The organism is Streptomyces ochraceiscleroticus, from assembly GCF_000720485.1.
GTDB lineage: Bacteria > Actinomycetota > Actinomycetes > Streptomycetales > Streptomycetaceae > Streptomyces > Streptomyces ochraceiscleroticus.
Genome location: NZ_JOAX01000017.1, coordinates 1 through 15,851, shown reverse-complemented (window position 1 = coordinate 15,851; position 15,851 = coordinate 1). Strand labels below are relative to the sequence as shown.

Sequence of the window (15,851 nt, the reverse complement as noted above, 5' to 3'; positions counted from 1 at the left end):
GGCTCCAGGTCAGTGGATGCAGGTCAGTGGGTGTCGGCGTACGGGGGAGGGGCGGCGGCTGCGCCGGACGCGGCCCGCGCGGCGGCCCGCCGTACCCGCCGCCGCGCCGCGTACAGGTACACCGGCGTGGTGAAGAGCAGCCCGGCGAGCCAGCCGAGGTCGGTGTCGCCGAGGGCGTGGGCGAGCGGCCCGGTGTAGAGCGTCTGGGCCATGAACGGCACCTCGATCAGGATGCCGAGCAGGTAGACGCCCAGGGCCGTGGCGTTCCAGCGGCCGTAGATCCCGCCGTCCCGCGCGAAGAAGGACGGCACGTCGTACGTGCCGTGCCGCACGAGGTAGAAGTCGACGAGGTTGATGGCGGTCCAGGGGATCAGGACGTACTGCAGGAGGTAGATCAGGTTCAGATAGCTCGCCATGAAGGCGTCGGCGAAGGCCGCGGCCAGCACGAAGGACAGCGCGCCGAGGGCGAGTGAGAGCAGCGCGCGGACGGCCGGGCCCGGCAGCCAGCGGTGCGCGAAGGTCTGCACGGCGGTGACCACGCACAGCGTCGCGCCGTAGAGGTTCATGGAGTTGGTGAGCATGGTGACGGCGGCGAAGGACCACAGTGTGATCTGCGCGAGCGGGCTGCCGAGCAGTTGCGACTGCGCGGCCACGGGGTCGTCGCCGCCCACCGCGAGGCCGACGGCGACGCCGACCAGCATCGGCAGGACGCTGCCGAGCACGCTGCCCCAGTACGTGCACCACAGCGTGGAGCGGACCTGGGCGCGGTCGGCGGGCATGTAGCGGGAGTAGTCCGAGACATAGGGCGCGTACGCGATCTGCCAGAGCACGCCCACCGAGACCATGCCGAGGAAGCCGCCGAGCGAGAAGCCGCCGCGGGTCAGGAACCCGGCCGGCAGCCCACCGAAGGCGATCCAGGCGGCGCCGATGAGCTGGACCGTGCCGAAGAGCCAGGTGGTCAGCCGGCCGATGCCGTGCATCAGGCGGTAGCCGACGACGGTGACGACGAGGCTGACGGCCGTACCGAGCGCGATCCCGGCATCGACGGGGACGGCCGGCAGTGCCTGCTCCAGCGACTGCGCGCCGAGCACCAGGTTGGAGGCGAAGAACCCCTGGTACATCACGACCACGACGAGGACCACGGCGAGCGCGCCGGTGCTGCCGAACTGGCCGCGGCTCTGGATCATCTGCGGCACGCCGAGCTGCGGCCCCTGCGCCGAGTGCAGCGCCATCAGGAAGCCGCCGCCGAGATGGCCGACGAGCAGCGCGAGCACGCTCCACGCGAAGGACAGTCCGAAGACGGTGGGCGCGAGGGCGCCGGTGACCATCGTGAGCGGGCCGAGGTTGGAGGAGAACCAGATGGTGAACAGGTCACGCGTGCGGCCGTGCCGCTCGTCGTCGGGGATGACGTCGATGGTGTGCCGCTCCACGGTGGCGTTCGCTTCGCGTGCCACGCCGCCTCCTTGCGAGGGGGAGGGATTCTTTGAACTGAGATTCAAACTATGGCGCGTTACGCTGTCAATGGACTGCGCAGAGAATGATGTTTTCGTTGAACTGAGAAACGGGGAATCAACGCCGTGGCAAGGACCAAGAATCAAGGCGCGCGGCGCGAGGCGCTCATCGAGGCCGCGGGCCGGGCGATCGCCGAGCGCGGCCTGGCGGGCCTGCGCATCAAGGACATCGCGGCCGAGGCGGAGGTCTCCGCGGGCTCGGTGCTCTACTACTACCCGGAGCTGGGCGACCTGGTCTTCGAGGTGCACCAGGCCGCCGTGGAACGCTATCTCGCGCACCGGCACGCCGGCACGGACACCATCGCCGACCCCGTGGCGCGCCTGCGCGTGGCGGCCGGGAGCGGCCTGCCGCGCGACAGTGACGACGGGGTGCACAAGCTGCTGTATGAACTGCATGGCCTCGCCGACCGCAGCCGGCCGCACGCCACCTTGATGGCATCGCTGTACGCGCGCGAGGTCGCGCTCTACACGACCGTGCTCGAACTGGGCGTCGCGGCGGGGGATTTCACCCTCGCCGCGACGCCGGCCGACGTGGCACGCGACCTGGTCGCGCTGGAGGACGGGTACGGCCTGCACATCTTCAGCCGCAACCCCGCGGTGGACCACGCCGCGGCGCGCGACGCGGTCCTCCGTTACGCCCGTACGGTCACGGGGTGCGGGCGGCTGTGAGCCGCTCGCGCTGCCGGGGGTCCGACGCCAGCGACACCGCCGTCAGCGCCAGGGCCGTCGCGCCGTCCAGCACGGCGCGGTCGGCCTCCGGCGTGACGCAGTGCGCCGCGAACTCCTTCTGGTGATTGACCGCGGGCAGCGACCCGATGCCGATGTACGGATGGATCGCGGGCAGCACCCGCGAGACGTTGCCCATGTCGGTCGAGGCCCGGTTCATCCGCGCCTCGGGCGCGCCCGGCGACGTGAACTTCCGCCCAACCGCCTCCGCACGGGCCCGGTACAGCCCGAGCATCTCGTTGTCCGTACGGAACTCCGCGTACGGCGGGCTCTCGTGCGCCACCGACAGCTCGCAGTCGGCCGCCAGCGCCCCCGCCTCGAAACACCGCTCGACGCGCGGCCGCACGGCCTCCAGCTCCTCCAGCGAACCGGCCCGCACATACCACCGCCCGCTCGTCCGCTCGGGGATCGCGTTCGGCGCCTCGCCGCCGCGCGTCAGCATCCCGTGCACCCTGACGGAGTGGGGGAGTTGCTGACGGAGCAGGCCGATCGCCACCTGCGCGACGGTGAACGCGTCCGCGGCGTTGCGGCCCTGCTCCGGATAGGCCGCGGCGTGCGCGGCCTTGCCCTCGTAGTCGATCCGCAGATGCGCCACCGCGTACGGCTCCGCCTCCGCGACGTCCACCGGGCCCGGGTGCACCATCATCGCCGCGTGCACCCCGGCGAAGGCACCCCGCTCCAGCATCAGGATCTTCCCACCGCCGCCCTCCTCGGCCGGCGTGCCCAGCACCGTCACGGTCAGCCCGAGATCGTCGGCGACCCGGGCCAGCCCGGCCGCGGCCCCCACCGCCGAGGCCGCGATGATGTTGTGCCCGCAGGCGTGGCCGAGCCCCGGCAGCGCGTCGTACTCCGCGCAGAGCGCGAGGTGCAGCGGCCCGGAGCCGATCGTCGCGGAGAAGGCGGTGGGCAGGTCACAGATCCCGGGAGTGGCCCGATAGCCCAGGTCGGAGAGGGCGTCCGCTGTCCAGCCGGCGGCCCGCTCCTCCTCCCAGGCGACTTCAGGGTGGGCGTGGATGCGGTGGCTGAGGGCGAGCAGGTCATCCGAGGAACCGGCGACGGCGTCCCGTACAGCCGTATCGGTACCGTTCACTCGGGATCACCCGGTACGCCGTACCCGGGAGCCGCCGCAGGATCCAACGCGCGGCGTACGTAGTCCGCCGCCTGCGGCTCCCACCGCTTCCACAATGTCGCCAACTCCTCGATCGGATCGCCGTCCGTCCAGTCCACCCGCAGATCGGTCACCGGCCACGGCACCTGCCCGCTGACCAGCAGTCCCGCCGAGTGCACCGGACCGGCCTCGCCGCCCGCCGCGGCCCCTGCTGACAGTGCGTCAACCAGACGCTGGGCCAGTGGAGCCGCCGGATCGGCGGCGAAGGCGGCCAGCATCGCGGCCGGCACGCCTGGATCGGCGAGCAGATTGCCCGCCGCGACCGCGTCCGCGCCGACGGCCTGCGCGTGCACCCCGAGCGTGCGGTCACCGGAGTAAGCGGCGGGCTCGCCGGAAACCCCGACGGCCGTCAACTGCCGCCAGTCCACGTGCCGTACGGCCTGGGTGAGGCGCGCCACCGCGGTCTCCGCGTCGGCCCCGTCCGCCAGCGCGTCCAACAGCTCGGGGCCCAGCCGGGGGTCCGTCACGTTCTGAGAGCAGGCGGCGCCGACCCCGGCCCGTACATACGCACAACGCGCGGCCACTGCAGGCGAGGACGAGGACACCACGACGCCGAATTCCCCGGTACGGGGACAACGTGCGGCCAGCGAGAACGTCATCGGCTCGCCTCCGCCCTGAGCGCCGCGGCCTCGGCCCGCCGCTCCTGCGGGATCACCGCCGTCGCGTCGATCTCCACCAGCCACTCGGGCCGGGCCAGCGCCGAGACCACCAGCCCCGTCGAGACATAGTGCACGCCCTTCAGCCAGCGGCCCATGACACGGTAGACCGGCTCGCGGAACCGGATGTCCGTCAGATAGACGGTGATCTTCACGATCTCGTCGAGCCGGCTGCCGCACTCCCGCAGCAGCATGTCGATGTTGGCCATCGCCCGCTCGGCCTGCGCGGCGACATCGCCCACCCCGACGTTCTCGCGGGTGTCCAGGTCCTGCCCGATCTGGCCGCGCAGATAGACCGTGCCCTCGGCGACCACCGCCTGCGCCAGATCGTTGGAGAGGTCCTGCTCGGGATAGGTGTCCGCCGTGTTGAAACAGCGGATGCGGTCGTGCGTGGTCACTTGGCCTTCCTTCCCAGCGTGCCGAGTACGTTGTCCGACAGTCCGGCCGCGTCCTTCACCAGGTCCAGCGGGCCGTCCCAGTCGAAGTTCCGGTACACCGCGCCGAGGTGCGCGAACGGCGGTGACTGCGCGAAGAGCTGGAAGGTGAGCCGGTGCCCCGCGTAGTCGGAGTTCAGCAGGTCACGGGCGTACGCGAGGAGCTTGCGGCGGTCCTCGGCGACCCAGTGCTCATTGACCGAGTAGAACTTCTCCAGCCAGGGAGCGGTGTCCGGATGGTCGAAGGACGCCTTGTCGGGCGTGATGCAGATCTGCCCGCCGCACAGCTCCCGCGCGATGTGCATCATCTCGTGCAACTGCGAACAGGCCAGCACACGCCCGGTGTAGAGCAGCGACTGATGGGGCATCAGCAGCCCTCCCGGGCTCGGCTCCGCCATCGCCACCGCCGCCGTGAGGTGCGCGTTGATGCCCTCCCGGTAACACGCGAGCGTCGCCAGCTTCTCCTGCACGGCCTGCTGCTTCTCCAGCCCGGTCTGTTTCACGTTCCACAGCGCCGCGCCGATCATCAGGTCCGCGAGCCGCAGATTGCGCTGGGTGAAGGCGTACGCGCTGTAGCGGTGCAGGGTCGCGCGGATGAAGGTGGCCGCCTTGGTGTCCCGGTAGAACAGCACGTTCTCCCAGGGGATCTCGACGTCGTCGAAGACGACGAGGGTGTCCACCTCGTCGAAGCGGTTGGCGAGCGGGTAGTCCTCGGCGGGCGCGCGGCCCGCGAAGCCGGTGCGGCAGATGTACTTCAGGCCTGGCGAGCCCATGTCGAGCATGAACCCCAGGGCGTAGTCCGAGAGTTCGGAGTCACCCCAGTTGGCGATCGTCGGCTTGGTGAACGCCTGGTTGGAGTAGGCCGCCGCGGTCTCGTACTTCGCGCCGCGCACCACGATCCCGCGGTCCGTCTCCTTCACGACATGCAGCAGCATGTCCGGGTCCTGGTCCTGCGGGCGCTTGGAACGGTCGCCCTTGGGATCGGTGTTGGCCGACACATGGAACGGGTCGCCGAAGCACGCCTTGTCGATGTGGTGCTTGACGTTGTCGCTGTAGGCCGGGTTGATCGCGTCCAGTACGTCCTGGCCGTCGATCAGCGACCACACCTCACCGATCGTCTCGTCACCGACGCGGGTGACGACCCCGCCAACGTCCGTCAGCACGGCGTCCGTTGCCGCCCGCTTGGCGTCCCAGTCCTCCCGCGTCCGCGGCGGCTTCTGCTGGATCGCATTGACCTCACCGGTGTCCGGGTCGGTGTACGTCATGACCTCGCGGGTGTCCGGCTCGTGGGCCATGTCGTAGATACGGGACCGGATGTCGACCAGCGGCTTGAAGGCGGGGTGTGCGGTGACGTCGGCGACCTTCTCGCCGTTGATCCACACCTCCCGGCCGTCGCGGATCGACTCCCGGTACTGCTCCCCGGTACGGATCATGCGGGTGCTCCTCGGTGTGAGTGGCAGCGTTGATGGAACGAGGCGGGTCAGAGGGGGCGGGGCGCGCCGTACGCACGGGCGTGGTGGACCAGCGGCCGCGCGTCGGTGACGGACGAGGCGAGCACCTCGCCCACCAGAATGCGGTGCGTACCGTGCTCGTGGCCGGTGGCCAGGCGGCAGTCGAAGACCGCCGCGGCGCCGGCCAGGGTGGGCGCGCCGGTGCTCAACGGCAGCCAGCGCGCGCAGCCGAAGTCGTACGGCTCGTACGGGGATTCGCCGCCGGCGGGCCGGCCCGCGAACACGTCCGAGACATGGGCCTGGTCCACGGCGAGGACATTCACGGAGAAGACGCCGTTGCGCACGGCGGCGTCCGCGAGCGGGCTGCGCCGGTTGACACACACCAGCAGCGACGGCGGATCGGCGGACACCGAGCTCATCGCGCTGACCGTCTGCGCGAAGCGGCCGGCCGCTCCATCGGTGGCGACCACGGTGACGCCGGTGGCGGCATTCCCCATCGCCGCGACGAAGTCCGCGCGCAGCGTCCGCGGATCCACGGCGTCGTCCAGAGTGAGGGTCATCATCAGCCTCCCGAGGCGTGCGGGCTCTGCTGAGACATGACTATGGGCGCGCCGCTCTGCATCCGTAAAGCAGAGCTTTTCGACCTACTGCATCGGTTTTACAGATACAGGGCTTCGGGGCAGGTCACGTCCCCAGCGCCGCCCGGCACACGGCCGCGAACGCCTGGGCGCGGCCCGTCGGACGGATGCCCGCGAGCCGCGCCAGCACCACCGGCAGGGCGGGCAGCGGATCCGTCAGCCGCAGCGCCACCGCCCGCCCGCCGTCGTACGTCGCGTCGTGCACCGGCCGCTGGTTGAGGATCGCGAAGCCGTGGCCCGCCGCCACCATCGCGCGCACCGTCTCGTAACTCGTACTGCGGTGCCGCACCCTCGGCTCCACCCCCGCCTTCAGGAACAGCGAGCGGAAGTAGTCCCGGCTCAGCGGCAGATCCAGCAGGATCATCGGCTCCGCCGCCAGCTCCGCCAGCCGCACCGAACCGGCCCCCGCCAGCGGATGGTCCGGCGGCACCAGCGCGTACGGCGGCGCCACCGCCAGCACCTCCCGCTCGATGTCCGGGTCCAGCCCCAGGTCGTACAGGAGCGCCAGCTCGCACGTCCCGCTGCGCAGGTCCTCCTGCACCGCCCGGATGTCGCCCTCGGTGACCTGCACCCGCACCGCGGGATGCGCCTGCCCGAACTCCCGCAGCAGCCGCGGCAGACAGAACGGCGCCAGCGTCTGGAAACAGCCCACCGCCAGCTCACCCACCAGCTCCGTACCGAGGCTGCGCGCCGCCTCCGTCAGATCCTCGGCATGCGTGAGGAAGCCGCGCAGCTCGTGCAGGAAGCGCTCGCCGGCCCGGGTCAGCGACAGGCCCTTCGCATGCCGCCGGATCAGCAACTGCACCCCGAGCTCCCGCTCCAGATGCGTCACCGCGGTCGAGATCGCCGACTGCGAGACATTGATCCGCTGGGCCGCCGCGGTCATGCTGCCGAGCTCCGCCGCGGCCAGGAAGTACCGCAGCTGTACGAGGGTGAAGTTCGCGTCCTTGGGCATGGGGCAGCTCCTGTGCGTGGTGATGACGGGATCCTGCCATCTCCACTGCATCGGTTCATCAGATGGAGGAGCACGGATTTCTCTGATTGACCGGATCAACGGGGCTCCCCGAGACTCCCTGCCATCCCACGTGAGGCGAGGAGACGCCCGTGCCCGAACCCTCGGAAGCGCTCGAAAAGCACACCATCGACCACGTCCCCGAAACCGAACGGCACGGCAGGGTCCGCGACCTCTTCACCATGTGGTTCGGGACCAACATCGCGCCGTTGCCGCTGGTCACCGGCGCGATGGGCGTCCAGGTCTTCCACCAGTCCTTCGTCTCCGCGGTCCTCGCCATCGTCGTCGGCCAGCTCGTCGGCGGCATCTTCATGGCGCTGCACTCTGCGCAGGGGCCGCAGCTCGGCGTGCCGCAGATGATCCAGAGCCGGGCGCAGTTCGGCTCCGTGGGCGCACTGCTCATCGTGGTCGTCGCCGCCGCGATGTACGTGGGGTTCTTCGCCTCCAACATCGTCCTGGCGGGCAAGTCGCTGCACGGCCTCGCGCCCGCCGTCCCGGTCGACGCGGGCATCCTGCTGGGCGCGGCCGGCTCGGCGGCGATCTGCCTGATCGGCTACCGCCTGATCCACCACCTCAACAAGATCGCCACCGTCGTCCTCGGCCTCGGCGTCCTCGCCGGCCTCGCGACGGTCGTCGCCCGCGGCCTGCCCGACGACTTCCTCACCCGCGGCTCCTTCACCTTCGCCGGCTGGCTCGCCACCGTCTCGCTCAGCGCCCTGTGGCAGCTGGCGTTCGCCCCGTACGTCTCGGACTACTCGCGCTACCTGCCGCGCACGGTCCGCACCGCGAGCACCTTCTGGGCCACCTACTGGGGCTCCTGCCTCGGCTCCGCGCTGCCCTTCCTCGCCGGTACGGTCGTCGCGCTGGTCAGCCCCGACCCGGACGCGGTCGCCGGATTCCACGACGCGGCCGGCGCGTTCGGCCCGGTACTGCTGCTGCTCTTCCTCTTCAGCGTGATCAACCACAACGCGCTCAACCTCTACGGCGCGGTGCTCTCGATGATCACCATCGGGCAGACCTTCCGGGCCCGCTGGCAGCCGCGCGTGGCCGCTCGCGGCGCGGTCTCGGCGCTGGTCCTGGCCGCGGCCCTGATCATCGCCCTCGGCCTCTCCAGCGACTTCGTCACCCACTTCGTCAATCTCGTCCTCGTCCTGCTGGTCGTCCTCGTGCCCTGGACCGCGATCAACCTCATCGACTTCTATCTGCTGCACCGCGGCCGCTACGACTTCGATGCCCTCTTCGCCCCGGACGGCGGCCGCTACGGGCGCTTCAACCCGGTCGCGCTCGGCTCGTACGCCCTCGGCATCGTCGTACAGATCCCCTTCCTCGCCACCGACCTCTACACCGGACCGCTCGCCGCACGCCTCGGCGGCGCCGATCTGTCCTGGCTGGTCGGGCTCATCGTCACCGCACCGCTGTACTACCTGTGGGCCCGCGCGCGGCACGGTGCGGGGGAGGGGGCCGTGGAGGTGGGCGGTACGGACGACGTGGTCGTGGCCCTGTCCGGCGGGCAGCCGGAGAGTTAGGCTGCCGCCCGCCCGGAAGCCGATCTCCGCAAGCCCCTGGGGGTGCCATGGAACTCAACCTCCACCGGCTGTGGATCTTCATGCAGGTCGTCGAGCACCAGGGCTTCTCCGCCGCCGCGCAGAAGCTCTACATGAGCCAGCCCTCGGTCTCCAACCAGGTGCGCAAGCTCGAACAGTCGCTGCGCGTCACGCTCGTGGACCGCTCCGGGACCCGCGCCCGGCCGACCGCCGAGGGCGAGGTGCTCGCCGAGTACGGCAAGCGCGTCTTCCTGCTCGCCGAGGAGGCGGTCGCGGCCGTGCAGCAGGTCAGCGGGCTGGCCACCGGCCGGCTGCTGGTCGGCGGCTCGACGACCGTCGGCACGTACCTGCTGCCCGCGCTGCTGGCCCGGTACCGGGAGCGGCACCCCGCCATCGAGTGCGACATCTTCGTGGGCAACGGCGAGGCGGTGCAGGAGCAGTTGCTGGGCGGCGGCATCGGGATCGCGGTGGTGGCCGGCAGCCCGCACGGCGACCGGCTCGTCGTGGAAACCGTGCTGGACGAGCGGCTCGTACTGGTCGCGGCCCCCGGCCACCGGCTCGCGGGCGCCGCCGAGGTGACGCCCGCCGAGCTGGCCGGCGCGCGGTTCCTGCTCCGCGAGCCCGGCTCGCAGACCCGCAGCCTGCAGGAACAGGTGCTGGCCGACTGGGCGCTGGAGGATGTGCCGCGCGCGGACATCTGGGGCCCGGAGGCGGTGAAGCAGTGCGTGGCCGCCGGGCTGGGCCTCGCGCTGATCTCCGAGCACGCGGTGGGGGAGGACGTACGGGCCGGCCGGCTGGCCGTACTGCCGGTCGTGCCCGCGCCGGAGCCCCGGCCGGTCAGCCTGGTACACCGCAGGGACCGCCTGCTCTCCCCGGCGGAACGTGCCTTCCTCACCCTTCTGCGTGAACTGCGTCACTGGCCAGGGGAGTTGCCCGGCCCGGAAACCCACGGTACGGACGAGTAACGGCCGCTCGGAGACAGTGTCGTACGCCACTCACCACCCTTATCCGGCCGTCACCCCGTGCCTTCCGCCTTCCGTGGGCGTTTGCGCCCGCACGGCCTGTGATCAGCCCAAGTGCCGTACGGGAGGCGGTTCGGGAGGGTTCCGCAGCGGCTGAGCTCCGGCCGAGGTCAGCAGGCCGGTGACCGGCTCGTAGCGGCGCGTGATCGGGGTGGCACGCGCTGCCATCACAGGGGCGCGCGCCCGCGTACAAGTGCATCCATGCACCCGGCCGTGCGGATGCAATATTGCACTTTTCGCTGGCCGGACGGAGCGCAGCTGCTGCTCGGGCGGCATGTGACACCCAGTGCCACCCAAGTGCCCTGCACTTGGCAGTCCACCCCGCATGAGCAAACGCATATGGTCACGCAACGCGCGTATACCCAAGGGTCGGCAATGTGACCGGATCGGAGTGTGCGCAGAAGCGAACGAGCCGCCAGAGTTACCGGACCAATCACGGCAGGACCGAAGTCCGCCCCTGGGGAGGGGGCGCACCGAGTGGTCCCGCCACGACAGATGGGGTGGGCCAAGAAATGTGGGCTGTGATGGTGCGGTGAGGGCGCTGCAGGTGAGGCAGGGCGACCTGGTACTCCTTCAGGGCCGTTGGCGGCAAGTCCAGTCCGTTAGAGCGGATGTGCGGGCGGTGGGAGCGCCGGCCGTCGTGCTGGTCTTCCAGCGCGGTTCGGTGGCACGGGTCCGTGCCACCGACGCACTGGCAGTACAGCGCGGCAGCAAGCACCTGCGGTCACAGGTGCCGTGCGCGAGCATACGAAGCGTCCCGGCGCGGAGCACCGGCGTGGCCGGCGAGCGCCGCTGACCGATCCGCGGACGCGGCCGGCGTCCGGAGACGGCGTACTGCTCAACCCGCCGTCTCCGGACGCCGCGCCGTGCCCAGCACCATCGGTGAGGTCGGCAGGGTGATGCCGCGCGGCGGCACCCGCAGCCGCCGGTGCGACTCCACGGCGAACCCGGCGGTGCGCAGCGCGGCCACCGTGTCCCGGCCCGTGTGACAGCCGCCGTTCAGCAGCGGCCACACCGTACGGTCCGCCGCCCGCTGCACCGCGCGCAGCCCGCGCCCCTCGGCCCGTACATGCTCCAGGAACCGCAGCTCGGCGCCCGGCCGCAGCACCCGCCGCAACTCCGCCAGCGCCCGCTCCACGTCCCGTACTGAGCAGAGCACCAGCGCCACCACCCCGGCGTCGAACGCCTCGCTCTTCACCGGCAGCGCCTCGGCGACCCCCGGCACCACATCCACGGGCACCTCGGACCGCACCGCTTCCGTACGCGCCGCCTGCCGCAGCGTCGCCTCCGGCTCGATCGCCACCACCTCCGAGACCGCCCCCGGATAGTGCGCGAAGTTCAGCCCACCGCCCGCGCCGATCTCGATGACCCGCCCCGACAGTCCCGCCAGCAGCTCGCGCCGGAGCGGCCGCACACCGGCGTGCTCGTCGGCGAGCGGCCCGAGCCGCGCGTAAGCGCGGGCGAAGAGGGGATGGTGCACGGCGGTCCGGTGTCCTCTGTTGCGCAGCGACATGTCTCGCCCTTCCCGTACGGCACGACGGCGACTCCCGCTCCGATTGTGCCGCCGGGGCGCCGGTCCGTCGCCGGTACCGGCGGTAGCCGTACGTGAGAGCGATGGGCCGCGTGCATCCGGGAGTGATCGGTACCGCGTGTACCTGACAGCGATCGGCGGGTTCTAGAATGGCGAGTCGGCTCGGTCGCGTCGGGTGTCGGGCTGCTTCAGGTGGCGGCCCGCTTCGTGATTCCTGGCAGGGCCCCTCCCTCTCCCCACGAGGAGACCGTCCTCCGGGAGACCGGTGACGAGGTCCCTCCCCCACCTCCGCCACACACCTCCCGAAGCTACCGCCCCCCACTGACAATCCGACGTACGCCCAGCACCACCCGTACGCACGACAGAGCAGGACGCATGCCCAACCACCCCGCGCCAGCGGTCGAGGACGCCCACCCAGGCGTACCGGAGGCCACCACCGACGCCTACGCCCGCAAGGCGGTACTCGCCTCCGCCGTCGGCTACGGCCTGGAGGGCTTCGACCTCCTCATCCTCAGCTTCGCGCTCTCCGCGATCACCGCGGGGCTGGACCTGAGCTCCGCCCAGGCCGGCTCGCTCACCACCATCACCCTCATCGGCTGCGTCGCCGGCGGGCTCCTCTTCGGCGTACTCTCCGACCGCCTCGGCCGCATCCGCGTCCTGACCTGGTCGATCATTCTCTTCGCCGTCTTCACCGGCGTCACGGCGATCGCCCAGGACTTCCCCCAGCTCGCCGCCTCCCGCTTCCTCGCCGGCATGGGCATCGGCGGCGAATTCGGCATCGGCATGGCGCTGGCCGCCGAGGCGTTCCCGAGCCGCAAGCGCGCCCGCGGCACCTCCTACGTCGGCCTCGGCTGGCAGACCGGCGTCCTCGCCGCCGCCCTGCTCTCCGCGCCGGTCATCAACGCCTGGGGCTGGCGCGCGCTCTTCGCCCTCGGCGTGCTGCCCGCGGTCGCGGCTTTCCTCTTCCGCCGCACCATGCACGAGCCCGCCGCGTTCACTGCCGCGAAGACCGCCGAGCGCCCGGCCACCGCGCCGCTGCGCTCCCTGGTCGCCACCCCCGCCGCGCGCCGCGCCACCCTCGGCGTCCTCGTCCTGACCTCGGTACAGAACTTCGGCTACTACGGCATCATGACCTGGCTGCCGAGCTACCTCTCCCAGCAGTTCGGCTACAGCCTCACCAAGTCCGGCGCCTGGACCGCCGTCACCGTCCTCGGCATGGCCTGCGGCATCCTCGCCTTCGGCCATCTCGCCGACCGCATCGGCCGCCGCCCCACCTTCTGGATCTTCCAGGCCGGCTCGGTCGTCACGGTCCTCGCGTACGCCACGCTCTCCACGCCCACCGCGCTCCTCATCGGCGGCGCGGTCATGGGGGCGTTCGTGAACGGCATGACCGGCGGCTACGGCGCGCTCATCGCCGAGCTGTACCCGACGCACGCGCGCGCCACCGCGCAGAACGTCCTCTTCAACGTCGGCCGCGGCATCGGCGGCCTCGCCCCGCTCGTCGTCGCCCTCGTCGCCGGCGCGTACGGCTTCCAGAAGGCGATCGCCCTGCTGGCCGTCATCTACGTCCTGGACATGGCCGCGATGCTGCTGATCCCGGAACGGAAGGGCGCGGCGCTCGACTGATCCCCGCGTAGGCGAAGGGGGCACCGGCTCACAGCCGGTGCCCCCTTCGTCGTACCGCTAGTTCTGCCAGGTGCCGCCGAGCCGCGGCGCCAGCCAGGACGACGCCTGCGCCCGGAAACGGGTCGGCGGCAATGCCCCGGACCCGGCCGGTACGAGTCCCAGCAGCGGTGCCCCCGCCGACTCCGGCAGATCCTCAATGTTGCAGCGCGACGCCAGATCCGGCTCCGCGGGCCAGCTTCCGATGACGACGCCGGGCGTCTCGATCCCCGCCGTACGCAGCGCCAGCGCCGTGAGCGCCGTGGCGTTGAGCGTGCCGAGTCCCGCCTGCGCCACCATCAGCATCGGCGCGCCGAGCGCCTTCGCCGCGTCGGCCAGCGTCGCGCCGGTCTCGTCGAAGCGGACCAGCAGCCCGCCCGCGCCCTCCACCAGCACCACGTCGTGCTCGGTGGCCAGCTTGCCCGCCGCCTCGGCGATCTCGTACGGGCGTACCGGCGGCAGCCCGGCCCGCCGCGCCGCGGTCGCGGGCGCCAGCGGCTCGGGGTACCGGGCGAGTTCGGCGGTGGTGACGCCGGAGCCCGCGAGCCGCGCGACCTCCGCCACATCGCCCGGCTCGCCCGCCGCCACGCCGGTCTGCGCGGGCTTGAGCACCGCGACCGACCGGCCGTCGGCAAGCTCGGCGGCGGCGATCGCGGCGGTGGTGACCGTCTTGCCGATCTCCGTGCCCGTGCCCGTGATGAACAGCACCGACATATCTACGCGTTCCTCCTCAGCCCTCGCGCGCGGCGGCGCACACCGCGGCGCAGATACGGGCGATGTCCTCGTCGCCGGTGATGTACGGCGGCATCGTGTAGATCAGATCGCGGAACGGCCGCAGCCACACGCCCTCCCCGACGGCGGCCCGCGTCGCGGCCGTCATGTCGATCGGGCGGTCGAGCTGGACGACGCCGATGGCTCCCAGTACCCGTACGTCCCGAACGCCCGGAATCGTGCGGGCCTGTGCCAGTCCGTCCCGCAGGCCGGTCTCGATCCGCTTGATTTCCTGCCGCCAGTCCTGCGCGAGCAGGACGTCCAGCGAGGCGCCTGCGACCGCGGCGGCCAGTGGGTTGGCCATGAACGTCGGCCCGTGCGCGAGCACCGGCACCTCGCCCCGGGAGATCCCGTCCGCCACCCGCGGCGTGCACAGCGTGGCCGCCATGGTCAGATAGCCGCCGGTCAGCGCCTTGCCGACGCACATCACGTCCGGTACGACACCCGCGTGCCCGGCCGCGAACAGCTCGCCGGTCCGGCCGAAACCCGTCGCGATCTCGTCGAGGACGAGCAGCACGTCGTGCGCGTCGCACGCCTCCCGCAGCACCCGCAGATAGCCGGGGGAGTGGAAGCGCATGCCGCCCGCGCCCTGCACGACCGGCTCCACGATGACCGCGGCCAGCTCGTCGGCGTGCCGGGCGATCATCTCCCGCAGGTGGTCGGCGTACGCCTCGTCCACCGGCGCGTCGAATCCGCCCGGCGGTGCGTCGGCGAACACCTGCCGGGTCAGCACCCCGGACCACAGTTCGTGCATGCCGCCGTCCGGGTCGCACACCGACATCGGCTGCCAGGTGTCACCGTGGTAACCGCCGCGCCAGGTCAGCAGCCGCTGCTTGGCCGGGCGGCCGAGCGACCGCCAGTACTGCAGGCACATCTTGGCCGCGACCTCGACGGAGACGGACCCGGAGTCGCACAGGAAGACGTGCTCCAGGTCGCCCGGCGAGATGTCGGCGAGCCGCTGGGCGAGCCGGACGGCGGGCTCGTGGGTGAGCCCGCCGAACATCACATGGCTCATCCGGTCCAACTGGCCGCGTGCGGCCTCGTTCAGTACCGGGTGGTTGTAGCCGTGGATCGCCGACCACCAGGACGACATGCCGTCGACCAGCTCGGTGTGGCCCTGGACCGGCTCGGCGGTCCGCAGCCGGACCCCGGCCGCGGACTCGATCACCAGCGGGTCGTCCTTGCCGGGCATCGGGCCGTACGGGTGCCACACATGCTGCCGGTCCAGTGCCAGCAGGTCGTGCACGTCCATCGGCTCAGGCATTGGGCGGCAGGTCGGTACCGGCGCCGCGGCGGCGCACCGCGACCAGGTCCGTACGGGCACCGTCGGCGTCCGGCGCGTCGGCCACCGCACCGGCGGCGACCGGCTCGGGCTGGGCTGCGACGGGTTCGGCGGCGGCCGGCTCGGCCCCGGCGTCACCGCACGGCGCGCAGCCGCCGCCCGCCAGGTCGTCCTTGCCGGCCTGGCCCTCACTGGTGAGGTAGTCGCCGAGGAAGATGGAGTTGGCCAGGTGCAGCGCGAGGGGCTGCAGGGTGCGCAGGTGCACCTCGCGGCCGCCGGCGAGGCGTACCTCGACGTCGGGGCAGACGAAGCGGACCATGGCGAGGATGCGCAGGGCGCGCTGGGGGGTGAGGTTCCACTCCTTGGCCAGCGGGGTGCCCTCGAAGGGGATCAGGAAGTTGACCGGTACGGAGTCGGGGTCCAGCTCGCGCAGCGAGAAGACC

At 71.7% G+C, this 15,851-nt stretch carries 14 protein-coding genes and 1 pseudogene; 4 read left to right on the top strand and 11 right to left on the bottom strand.

The features are described 5' to 3' along the window. Nucleotides 1-23: 23 nt before the first annotated feature. Nucleotides 24-1,454: a purine-cytosine permease family protein gene (locus IG84_RS0121225; RefSeq protein ID WP_037800704.1), complete on the bottom strand. Its 1,431-nt coding sequence runs from the start codon at nt 1,452-1,454 to the stop codon at nt 24-26. 123 nt (nt 1,455-1,577) lie between these two features. Here IG84_RS0121225 and IG84_RS0121220 point away from each other — a divergent pair, with 123 nt between their 5' ends. Further along, nucleotides 1,578-2,180, top strand: a complete 603-nt coding sequence (locus IG84_RS0121220; RefSeq protein ID WP_037800703.1) for a TetR/AcrR family transcriptional regulator — start codon at nt 1,578-1,580, stop codon at nt 2,178-2,180. On the opposite strand, the gene IG84_RS0121215 is transcribed toward IG84_RS0121220, so the two are convergent. The 6 genes from IG84_RS0121215 to IG84_RS0121190 all read right to left on the bottom strand — a co-directional run bounded on the left by IG84_RS0121215 (nt 2,158) and on the right by IG84_RS0121190 (nt 7,539). Then, entirely contained in the window at nt 2,158-3,327 is a 1,170-nt protein-coding gene (locus IG84_RS0121215) for a M20 family metallopeptidase (RefSeq protein ID WP_037800702.1), read from the bottom strand. The two genes, IG84_RS0121220 and IG84_RS0121215, sit on opposite strands and share 23 nt — an antisense overlap. Then, the gene (locus IG84_RS0121210) at nt 3,324-4,004 is read right to left on the bottom strand and encodes a DUF1028 domain-containing protein (RefSeq protein ID WP_031059461.1); all 681 of its coding nucleotides are present in this window, start codon (nt 4,002-4,004) and stop codon (nt 3,324-3,326) included. The genes IG84_RS0121215 and IG84_RS0121210 overlap by 4 nt, the downstream gene beginning before the upstream one ends. Continuing rightward, on the bottom strand, nt 4,001-4,459 hold the full coding sequence (locus IG84_RS0121205) for a RidA family protein (RefSeq protein WP_037800701.1): 459 nt from the start codon (nt 4,457-4,459) through the stop codon (nt 4,001-4,003). The genes IG84_RS0121210 and IG84_RS0121205 overlap by 4 nt, the downstream gene beginning before the upstream one ends. After that, nucleotides 4,456-5,928: a 4-hydroxyphenylacetate 3-hydroxylase family protein gene (locus IG84_RS0121200; protein WP_031059457.1), complete on the bottom strand. Its 1,473-nt coding sequence runs from the start codon at nt 5,926-5,928 to the stop codon at nt 4,456-4,458. The genes IG84_RS0121205 and IG84_RS0121200 overlap by 4 nt, the downstream gene beginning before the upstream one ends. Nucleotides 5,929-5,975: 47 nt before the next feature. Further along, complete coding sequence (locus IG84_RS0121195; RefSeq protein ID WP_031059455.1) at nt 5,976-6,506, bottom strand: flavin reductase family protein; 531 nt, start codon at nt 6,504-6,506, stop codon at nt 5,976-5,978. A 124-nt stretch (nt 6,507-6,630) separates the two neighbouring features. Then, nucleotides 6,631-7,539, bottom strand: coding sequence for a LysR family transcriptional regulator (locus IG84_RS0121190; RefSeq protein ID WP_031059453.1), 909 nt, complete (start codon nt 7,537-7,539; stop codon nt 6,631-6,633). A gap of 149 nt (nt 7,540-7,688) precedes the next feature. Here IG84_RS0121190 and IG84_RS0121185 point away from each other — a divergent pair, with 149 nt between their 5' ends. Then, nucleotides 7,689-9,122 (top strand): purine-cytosine permease family protein, encoded by a 1,434-nt coding sequence (locus IG84_RS0121185; RefSeq protein WP_063761828.1) that lies wholly within the window; start codon nt 7,689-7,691, stop codon nt 9,120-9,122. A 47-nt stretch (nt 9,123-9,169) separates the two neighbouring features. Beyond that, entirely contained in the window at nt 9,170-10,105 is a 936-nt protein-coding gene (locus IG84_RS0121180; RefSeq protein ID WP_051862130.1) for a LysR family transcriptional regulator, read from the top strand. Nucleotides 10,106-11,000: 895 nt separating this feature from the next. Here IG84_RS0121180 and IG84_RS0121170 read toward each other — a convergent pair. Next, nucleotides 11,001-11,675 carry a class I SAM-dependent methyltransferase gene (locus tag IG84_RS0121170; RefSeq protein WP_031059447.1) on the bottom strand — a complete coding sequence of 225 codons (675 nt, stop codon included), beginning with the start codon at nt 11,673-11,675 and terminating at the stop codon, nt 11,001-11,003. Between the two features lie 393 nt (nt 11,676-12,068). On the opposite strand from IG84_RS0121170, the gene IG84_RS0121165 reads away from it, so the two are divergent. Next, nucleotides 12,069-13,319, top strand: coding sequence for an MFS transporter (locus IG84_RS0121165; protein ID WP_031059445.1), 1,251 nt, complete (start codon nt 12,069-12,071; stop codon nt 13,317-13,319). A 57-nt stretch (nt 13,320-13,376) separates the two neighbouring features. Here IG84_RS0121165 and bioD read toward each other — a convergent pair whose 3' ends face one another. From bioD to IG84_RS0121150, 3 genes and pseudogenes are all read right to left on the bottom strand, one after another. Continuing rightward, entirely contained in the window at nt 13,377-14,069 is a 693-nt protein-coding gene (gene bioD, locus IG84_RS0121160) for a dethiobiotin synthase (protein ID WP_031059436.1), read from the bottom strand. Nucleotides 14,070-14,085: 16 nt separating this feature from the next. After that, entirely contained in the window at nt 14,086-15,390 is a 1,305-nt protein-coding gene (locus IG84_RS0121155; protein WP_031059434.1) for an adenosylmethionine--8-amino-7-oxononanoate transaminase, read from the bottom strand. Then, nucleotides 15,383-15,851: pseudogene (locus tag IG84_RS0121150) on the bottom strand (biotin synthase BioB); the annotation flags it as partial. The pseudogene IG84_RS0121150 and the gene IG84_RS0121155, both read right to left, overlap by 8 nt.

Bases quoted from the DNA above. Each gene is read 5' to 3' on its own strand.
- IG84_RS0121190 (WP_031059453.1), bottom strand. From the start codon at position 7,539: ATGCCCAAGGACGCGAACTTCACCCTCGTACAGCTGCGGTACTTCCTG.
- bioD (WP_031059436.1), bottom strand. From the start codon at position 14,069: ATGTCGGTGCTGTTCATCACGGGCACGGGCACGGAGATCGGCAAGACG.
- IG84_RS0121200 (WP_031059457.1), bottom strand. From the start codon at position 5,928: ATGATCCGTACCGGGGAGCAGTACCGGGAGTCGATCCGCGACGGCCGG.
- IG84_RS0121195 (WP_031059455.1), bottom strand. From the start codon at position 6,506: ATGACCCTCACTCTGGACGACGCCGTGGATCCGCGGACGCTGCGCGCG.
- IG84_RS0121155 (WP_031059434.1), bottom strand. From the start codon at position 15,390: ATGCCTGAGCCGATGGACGTGCACGACCTGCTGGCACTGGACCGGCAG.
- IG84_RS0121210 (WP_031059461.1), bottom strand. From the start codon at position 4,004: ATGACGTTCTCGCTGGCCGCACGTTGTCCCCGTACCGGGGAATTCGGC.
- IG84_RS0121165 (WP_031059445.1), top strand. From the start codon at position 12,069: ATGCCCAACCACCCCGCGCCAGCGGTCGAGGACGCCCACCCAGGCGTA.
- IG84_RS0121180 (WP_051862130.1), top strand. From the start codon at position 9,170: ATGGAACTCAACCTCCACCGGCTGTGGATCTTCATGCAGGTCGTCGAG.
- IG84_RS0121170 (WP_031059447.1), bottom strand. From the start codon at position 11,675: ATGTCGCTGCGCAACAGAGGACACCGGACCGCCGTGCACCATCCCCTC.